Raw genomic sequence first — 7,680 nt, 5'->3', positions numbered from 1 at the left:
TTTTTTTAATGATACGGCGACCACCGAGATCTACACTCTTTCCCTACACGACGCTCTTCCAATCGTCGGGCTCAGGTTCTCCCGAATCCCGCTGAACATCTGCCGAGGTAACGTCGCCTGCTCGGGACCTGCAAGAAACAGCGTCACCACCACTTCATCGAACGAGGTCGCAAAGGCAAACAGCGCACCGGAAATCACCCCCGGCGCAATCAGCGGCAAGGTCACCCGACGGAACGTGGTCAGTGGCGAGGCGCCAAGACTCGCCGCCGCCCGAACCAGGTTATGGTTGAAACCCTGCAAGGTCGCCGACACCGTAATGATCACAAACGGCACACCGAGCACCGCGTGCACCACAATCAGCGAGAAAAAACTGTTGCCCAGGCCCAGCGGCGCGAAGAACAGGTAACTGGCCACGCCGATGATCACCACTGGCACCACCATCGGCGAAATCACCAGCGCCATCACCAGCGGCTTGCCGGGGAAGTCGCCACGGGTCAGGCCGATGGCGGCTAGCGTGCCGAACACCATCGCCAGCACGGTCGCGGCCGGGGCGACGATGATGCTGTTCTTCAGTGAGCGCATCCATTCCGCCGAGGCGAAGAAGTCCTGATACCAGTGCAGCGAAAAGCCCTGCAACGGATACACCAGGAAACTGCCCGAGTTGAACGACAGCGGCACGATCACCAGCACCGGCAGGATCAAGAACAACAGGATCAAGCCGCAGAGGATCCGCAAGCTGTAGAACCACACCCGCTCGACGGGCGACATATAAGGACTCAGCATTTCAAATTCCCCTTAGCTCAGGCGCAGGCGACTGGCACCCACCAGCCAGCTGTAGATCAGATAAAGCACCACGGTCGCCAGCAGCAACAGCCCGCCGAGTGCAGTGGCCATGCCCCAGTTGATGCTGGTGTTGGTGTAGAACGCGACGAAGTAGCTGACCATCTGATCGTTCGGGCTGCCCAGCAGCGCCGGGGTGATGTAGTAGCCGATGGCGAGGATGAACACCAACAGGCAACCGGCGCCGACACCGGCATAGGTCTGCGGGAAATACACCCGCCAGAAACTGGCGAACGGATGGCAGCCCAGCGAGATCGCGGCGCGCATGTAGGTCGGCGAGATGCCTTTCATCACGCTGTAGATCGGCAGGATCATGAACGGCAGCAGGATGTGCACCATCGAGATGTAGACCCCGGTGCGGTTGAACACCAGCTCCAGCGGTTTATCGATGATGCCCATCGCCATCAGCGCGCTGTTGATCAATCCGCCGGATTGCAGCAACACGATCCACGCCGCGACCCGTACCAGGATCGACGTCCAGAACGGCAGCAGCACCAGAATCATCAGCAGGTTGCTTTGACGCGATGGCAGATTGGCCAACAGGTACGCCAGCGGATAGGCCAGTACCAGGCAGATCACGGTGATGATCAGGCCCATCCAGAAAGTCCGGGCGAAGATGTCGAGGTAGATCGCCTGATCCGGGGTGGCCGGGGCAATTTCGCCGAGGTCGTCGATGCGGTGATCCACCGCCGCCAACAGATAGAACGGGGTGATGCTGCTGGTGTTGCGCTTCACCGCCTGCCAGTAGGCCGGATCGCCCCAACGCTCGTCGAGGCCTTCCAGCGCTTCTTTATAAGAGGCCGGTTCGCTGGCGAATGGCAGCGAGCGGGCGGTTTTGGTCAGCAGGCTGCGATAGCCGGCCAACTCCATGTTCAGGCGTTTGGACAGATCGCCCAGGGTCTGGTTTTTGCGCGCTTCGGCGAGGTCTTCGCTGGCGGCTTTGTAGACCGGTTCTGCGGGCAGGCCGCGGCCGTCCCACGCAGCAATCGCGGTCACGGTGCGCGGCATGCCGCCGACCACTTCCGGGTTGCCGACACTTTTATAGAGCAGCGCCACGATCGGCACCAGGAACACCAGCAACAGAAACAGCACCAGCGGCGCGATCAACGCCTGGGCCTTCCAGCGGTTGACCCGCTCGGCGTGCTTGAGCCGCTGCTTCAAGGTGGGGCTGTTGCCCTCGTTCAGGGGAACGGCGATGGCCATGACGTACTCCGCAAATCTTTGATCGTTACAGAGGCGGCAAGCCACCTCGAACTTTGAATGTGGGAGCGGGCTTGCTCGCGAAGGCGGCGTGTCAGTCGACATCAATGTTGAATGTACTGACGCTTTCGCGAGCAAGCCCGCTCCCACAGGAGGGCGAGCCCTCTGGTTACTTCGCAGCCCAGGAATTGAAGCGCTGCTCCAGTTGCTCGCCGTTGTCAGCCCAGAAGCTGACGTCGATCTGCACCTGGTTGGCGATGTTTTCCGGAGTGGTCGGCATGTCTTTCAGGATTGCCTTGTCCAGCAATGGCACTGCCTGAGAGTTGGCCGGGCCGTAGGCGATGTTTTCCGAGTAGGTCTTCTGCTGTTGCGGCTGCACCGAGAACGCGATGAATTTCTTCGCCGCTTCCGCGCGCTTGGCGTCCAGGCCTTTCGGGATGGCCCACGCATCGAAGTCGTAGATGCCGCCGTTCCACACCACTTTCAGGTTGGATTCTTTCTGCACGGCTGCAATACGACCGTTGTAGGCCGAGCTCATGACCACGTCACCGGAGGCGAGGTATTGCGGCGGCTGGGCACCGGCTTCCCACCATTGAATATTCGGTTTCAGCTCGTCGAGTTTCTTGAACGCGCGATCCTGACCGCCCTTGCTGGCCAGTTCCTTGTAGACGTCTTTCGGCGCAACGCCGTCGGCCATCAGTGCGAATTCGAGGGTGTACTTGGCGCCTTTGCGCAGGCCGCGCTTGCCCGGGAATTTCTTGGTGTCCCAGAAATCCGCCCAGCTGGTCGGTGCGGTTTTCAGCTTGTCGGCGTTGTAGGCCAGCACGGTCGACCACACGAAGAAGCCCACGCCACATGGCTGGATCGCGCCTTTGACGTAGTCTTCGGATTTGCCGAACAGCGCAGGATCCAGTTGTTCGAACATGTCTTCGTCGCAGCCACGGGACAGTTCCGGCGATTCAACCTCTACCAGATCCCAGGACACGCTTTTGGTGTCGACCATGGCTTTGACCTTGGCCATCTCACCGTTGTACTCACCAGCGACGATCTTGCCGTTGCCCGCTGCTTCCCACGGTGCGTAGAAGGCTTTGACTTGCGCCGCCTTGTTCGCCCCGCCAAACGACACCACGGTCAGATCCGGCCCAGCGGCCATTGCGCTTGCCGCACCCATCAGGCCCAGGGTCAGGGCTGTGAACTTCAGGGATCTCAACATTTATTGTTCTCTCCACGTGCAGGGTTGGTGTTGGTATTGCCGGGGCGCTTAATGCGCCTCTAGAAGAGGATCGAGTGCGCGGACGTGCTCGACCTGCCAGCCAAGCGGAACCACGTCGCCGACCGCGAGCGCTGGATCGAGCTCGGCAATCGGTTGTTTCACGAAGAAGTCGGTCTTGCCGCAGACTTCCAGGCGCACCCGGACGTGGTCGCCCAGATAGATGAATTCGGCCACCCGCCCGGAGAAGCGGTTGACGCATTGGTCGCTCGAACCGTTGAGGCTGACGCGCTCAGGGCGGATCGACAGAGTGACCGGTTCGCCGGTCTGGCCGATGTTGACCGCCAGTGCCTCGACCTTTTCCCCACGCCCCAGCTCGACCACGCAGCGCTCGCCGTTCTGGCTGAGCAGGCGACCGTTGAGGCGGTTGTTCTCGCCGATGAAGTTGGCGACGAAGGTGTTTTTCGGTTCTTCGTAGAGGGTGCGCGGCGGGGCGATCTGCTGGATCTCGCCCTGATGGAATACGGCCACGCGGTCGGACATGGTCAGGGCTTCGCCCTGGTCGTGGGTCACGTAGACCACGGTCACGCCGAGGCGCTGGTGCAGGTGTTTGATTTCCATCTGCATGTGTTCGCGCAGTTGCTTGTCGAGGGCGCCAAGCGGTTCGTCCATCAGCACCAGTTGCGGCTCGAACACCAACGCACGGGCCAATGCCACACGCTGTTGCTGGCCGCCGGACAGTTGCGCCGGATAACGCGATGCGAAGGCGTCGAGCTGGACCATGCTCAGGACTTTCTTAACCTTGTCGCTGACATCACTCTTGTTCAGGCCGCGCACGGTCAGCGGGAACGCCAGGTTCTCGGCGACGGTCATGTGCGGAAACAGCGCATAGTTCTGGAACACCATGCCGATGTCGCGCTTGTGCGGCGGCACGTTGTTGATCGCCCGCCCGGCCAGGAGGATTTCACCGGCGGTCGGCGTTTCGAAACCGGCGAGCATCATCAGGCTGGTGGTCTTGCCCGAGCCGGACGGCCCGAGCAAGGTGAGGAATTCGCCCTTGCGAATGTCCAGGTTGAGGTCTTTGACGATCAGGTTCTCGCCGTCGTAGCTCTTCTGCACTCCACGAAAGCTGACCAGCACATCGCTGGCCCCTGCGTTTGATTCGACCTGGCTCATACCCACACCTTTGTTATTGATGACTGCTGTGGGATTAAGCCTAGTGGCTGCTCGCAGTCACGCAAATCGGGGCGCAGGAGAGAATCGCCTCAGCCGGATGGAAGGCCGGGGGTAGGGATTGCCCTACAAGGATGGCGCGTTTTGGCAAACCCGACGCATGGGTTGGGGCTCAAGCCGTCAGAACCGGCAAAAGCGCCTGTCGCTATTGGATATGTCGTTCAGAGGAGCTTGTGTTCCATCGCGTACTTCACCAGCTCGGCGAGCGAAGTGATGTTGAGTTTCTGCATCAGCCGCGCCTTGTGGGTACTGATGGTCTTGCTGCTCAGGGCCAGTTGCTGGGCGATGTCGTTGACGTTGGCGCCTTGCGCCAGGCGTTCGAACACCGAGAACTCGCGCTCCGACAGCAACGAGTGCAGCGGCCGCGCATCGGTCAGGCCGACTTCGAAGACCATGCGGTCGGCCAGCTCCGGGTCGATGTAGCGCCCGCCCGCCGCGACCTTGCGGATCGCCGTCAGCAGCAGCGCCGGATCACTGTCCTTGGTCGCATACCCGGCTGCGCCGACCTTCAGCGCCCGGGCGGCCATCTGCGCTTCGTCGTGCATCGACAGCACCAGAATCGCCGGCGGATGGTTCAGCGCGCGGATCCGAGGAATCGCTTCGAGCCCGTTGACCCCGGGCATCGAGATATCCAGCAGCACCACTTCACAGGGCACGTTGCGCAGGGTTTCAAGCAATTGCTCGCCATTGCTCGCCTCCCCCACCACTTGCAGATCCTTGGCCAGGCCGATCAATTGCTTGATGCCTTCGCGAACGATGGTGTGGTCTTCGGCTACCAGTACACGGATCACTTACTTCTCCTCATCCAGTGGCACCCGCACGCTCAGCGTGGTGCCCTCGCCCGGCTCGCTGTCGAGTGACAGCTGCCCGCCCATGATCAACACCCGCTCGCGCATGCCCACCAGTCCAAAGGATGTCGGCCTGCCGGCAGCGGCGACAAATCCTACGCCATCATCGCTGACCGTCAGACACAATTCGTCGCCTTCCTGCGCCAGCGTCAGTTCCACAGTATGCGCCTGGGCATGACGCATGACGTTGGTCAGCGCCTCCTGAAGAATGCGGAACAGGCCGATGGCCTTGGCGTCGCTGAGCGGTGCAAGGTTGTCCGGCACCTGCACTAGACACGGAATTTGCGTGCGCGCCTCAAACCGCCGCGCCTGCCACTCGATGGCCGAGGCAATCCCGGCATCGAGGATCGGCGGGCGCAGCGCCGTCGCCACATCGCGCACCAACTGGAACAACTGGGCGATCAGGCGCTTCATGCTGTTCAGCCGTTCGTTCAGCCCCGGGTCGAGTTGCGCGTAGGCCAATTCGCACATCGACGTCTCCAGTTTCAGCACCGTCAGCATCTGCCCCAGCTCATCGTGGACTTCGCGGGCAATGCGCGCCTTTTCCTCTTCCCGCACGCTTTCCAGATGCGCCGACAACTCGCGTAGTTGTTCGCGGGAGGCCGCCAGTTCCAGTTCGATGCGTTTGCTTTCGGTGATGTCCCAGACAATGCCGTCCCAGACATATGAACCGCCTTCCAGCTGACGGGTGATCGCCTTGATTTCGGCCCAGCGCTGTTCGCCCTGGCGCGTGAGAATCCGGCCCTGCCACGACCAGTCGCTGTCGGTGTCCAGCGCCTGATCCTGGGTCTGGTGATAAGCGGCCCGGTCATCCGGATGCACCAGGCTGCGCAGGCCCATGTCGCGGTGGGCGATGGCGGCCGGCGCGTAGCCGACCAGACTTTCGCTGCCCTCGCTGATGTAGGCGAAGTCGATCTGCCCGGTCACCGGTGCGCGCTCGAGGCGGAACACCAGCCCCGGCACATTGGCCGCGATGCCTTGCAGCCGCGCCTCGCTTTCCTGCAACGCAGCCAAGGCACGACGGCGCTCGGTGACATCGGTGAGATAAACCACCAGGTACTCGCCATCGCGAAAACGCAGGAAGCTCAGCGACACGTCCGCCGGCAACACACTGCCATCGGCGCGCACACAGTTGGTTTCAAAACTCAGGGGCCCCTCTTCGCTGGCCCGGGCGCGCTTCCACAGGTTGAGCCAGCGATCCATGTGCAGGCCCGGTTCGAAGTCGATCAACGGCCGGTCGATGATGGCGCCCTGTGGATAACCGAGCATGTTTTCTGCCGCGCGATTGGCGTAGCGCACATGGCTGTCCCAGTTGACCCAGAGAATGCCGACGGTGCTCTGATCGATGGAAAACTGGGTCAAGCGCAGGGCCTCTTCGCTGGCGGCGCGCAGGGCGATGTCTTCCCGCGCGTCGAACAAACGCTGTTCAAGACTGCGTTGCTGGCGGCGTTGCCAGAACACGATGGCCACGCAACTGAGCAGCAGCACCGCGAACAACAGACTCAGGTTCTGCCAGAAGCCCGGCGACTCGGAAAGCCGCGGATACTTGGGTTGCAGCCATTGCGCATGCAGGCGTTCCAGATCCTTGGCCGGGATTGCCCGCAAGGCACTCTCGACAATCCCGGCCAACTCCGGCCAGTCGCGGCGGGTGCCGATGCGCAGCAGTTGCGGCAGACCGATGTCACCGACCACCACCAGCCCGGCGAACTCCGGTTCTGCCGACAGCCGCCCGAGCTGCGCCTCATCGACCACCGCGTAGGACGCCTGCTGACTCAGCAACAGTTGCAGCGCCTGGCGCTCCATCGGTACGCCTTGCAGATTCAGGTGCGGATAGTTGCCGCGCAGGTAATCGGCGGTGACGCCGGGCATGCGCACGGCAACGCGGGTCTGGCTGTCGAGTTTTTCCAGTTCCACGGTCGCGCTGCTTTTCTGGTCGCTGACCACCAGTTGCGGCACGCGCATGTACGGATCGGAAAACTGCCACAGACGCAGCCCGCCCGGGGTCTGGGTCAGGCCCGGGGCGATGTCGATTTCGCCGTCCCGGGCAGCGGCCTCGAGTTGTGCCAGATCCTGAAAATTGCGCCAGCTGAGCTCGACATTCAGCGCCCTGGCCAATGCCTTCATCACCTCGACATTAGCCCCCGACAGCCGCTGCAATCGCCGGTCGTATTGCGCGTACGGCGCCTGCAACACCAGACCCACGCGCAATTCATTGTGCTGTGCGAGCCACTGTTGTTCGCTCGCCGACAACCGCGCGAGGTGACTCGGTGGCGCAGGCGCCGCCCAGCCCATCAAGGGAAACGCCAGACAGCCGATAACCCACAGGCAGCAAAAACGCATCATTGAAGT

Annotated in this window: 5 protein-coding genes; all 5 read right to left on the bottom strand. The window is 62.0% G+C overall.

Annotated elements, in window-relative coordinates; genetic code table 11:
- Positions 1–795 precede the first annotated feature (795 nt).
- On the bottom strand, positions 796–2,043 hold the full coding sequence (locus PMI24_RS27525) for an ABC transporter permease (protein ID WP_007959935.1): 1,248 nt from the start codon (positions 2,041–2,043) through the stop codon (positions 796–798).
- Between the two features lie 166 nt (positions 2,044–2,209).
- Positions 2,210–3,253, bottom strand: coding sequence for an ABC transporter substrate-binding protein (locus tag PMI24_RS27520; RefSeq protein WP_007959933.1), 1,044 nt, complete (start codon positions 3,251–3,253; stop codon positions 2,210–2,212).
- A gap of 48 nt (positions 3,254–3,301) precedes the next feature.
- Positions 3,302–4,426, bottom strand: a complete 1,125-nt coding sequence (locus tag PMI24_RS27515) for an ABC transporter ATP-binding protein (protein WP_007959931.1) — start codon at positions 4,424–4,426, stop codon at positions 3,302–3,304.
- Positions 4,427–4,644: 218 nt separating this feature from the next.
- Complete coding sequence (locus PMI24_RS27510; protein WP_007959929.1) at positions 4,645–5,274, bottom strand: response regulator; 630 nt, start codon at positions 5,272–5,274, stop codon at positions 4,645–4,647.
- A complete protein-coding gene (locus tag PMI24_RS27505) occupies positions 5,275–7,674 on the bottom strand; it encodes a PAS domain-containing sensor histidine kinase (RefSeq protein WP_007959927.1) in 2,400 nt (799 codons plus the stop codon).
- Positions 7,675–7,680: the final 6 nt, after the last annotated feature.

Origin of the sequence: Pseudomonas sp. GM25 (assembly GCF_000282255.1) — a bacterium.
Taxonomy (GTDB): domain Bacteria; phylum Pseudomonadota; class Gammaproteobacteria; order Pseudomonadales; family Pseudomonadaceae; genus Aquipseudomonas; species Aquipseudomonas aphyarum.
This window is presented reverse-complemented; position numbering and strand designations above follow the sequence as displayed.

What these genes read in the sequence shown, in the direction of transcription:
- PMI24_RS27525 (WP_007959935.1), bottom strand. Translation starts at nt 2,043, where the DNA reads ATGGCCATCGCCGTTCCCCTGAACGAGGGCAACAGCCCCACCTTGAAG.
- PMI24_RS27520 (WP_007959933.1), bottom strand. Translation starts at nt 3,253, where the DNA reads ATGTTGAGATCCCTGAAGTTCACAGCCCTGACCCTGGGCCTGATGGGT.
- PMI24_RS27505 (WP_007959927.1), bottom strand. Translation starts at nt 7,674, where the DNA reads ATGATGCGTTTTTGCTGCCTGTGGGTTATCGGCTGTCTGGCGTTTCCC.
- PMI24_RS27515 (WP_007959931.1), bottom strand. Translation starts at nt 4,426, where the DNA reads ATGAGCCAGGTCGAATCAAACGCAGGGGCCAGCGATGTGCTGGTCAGC.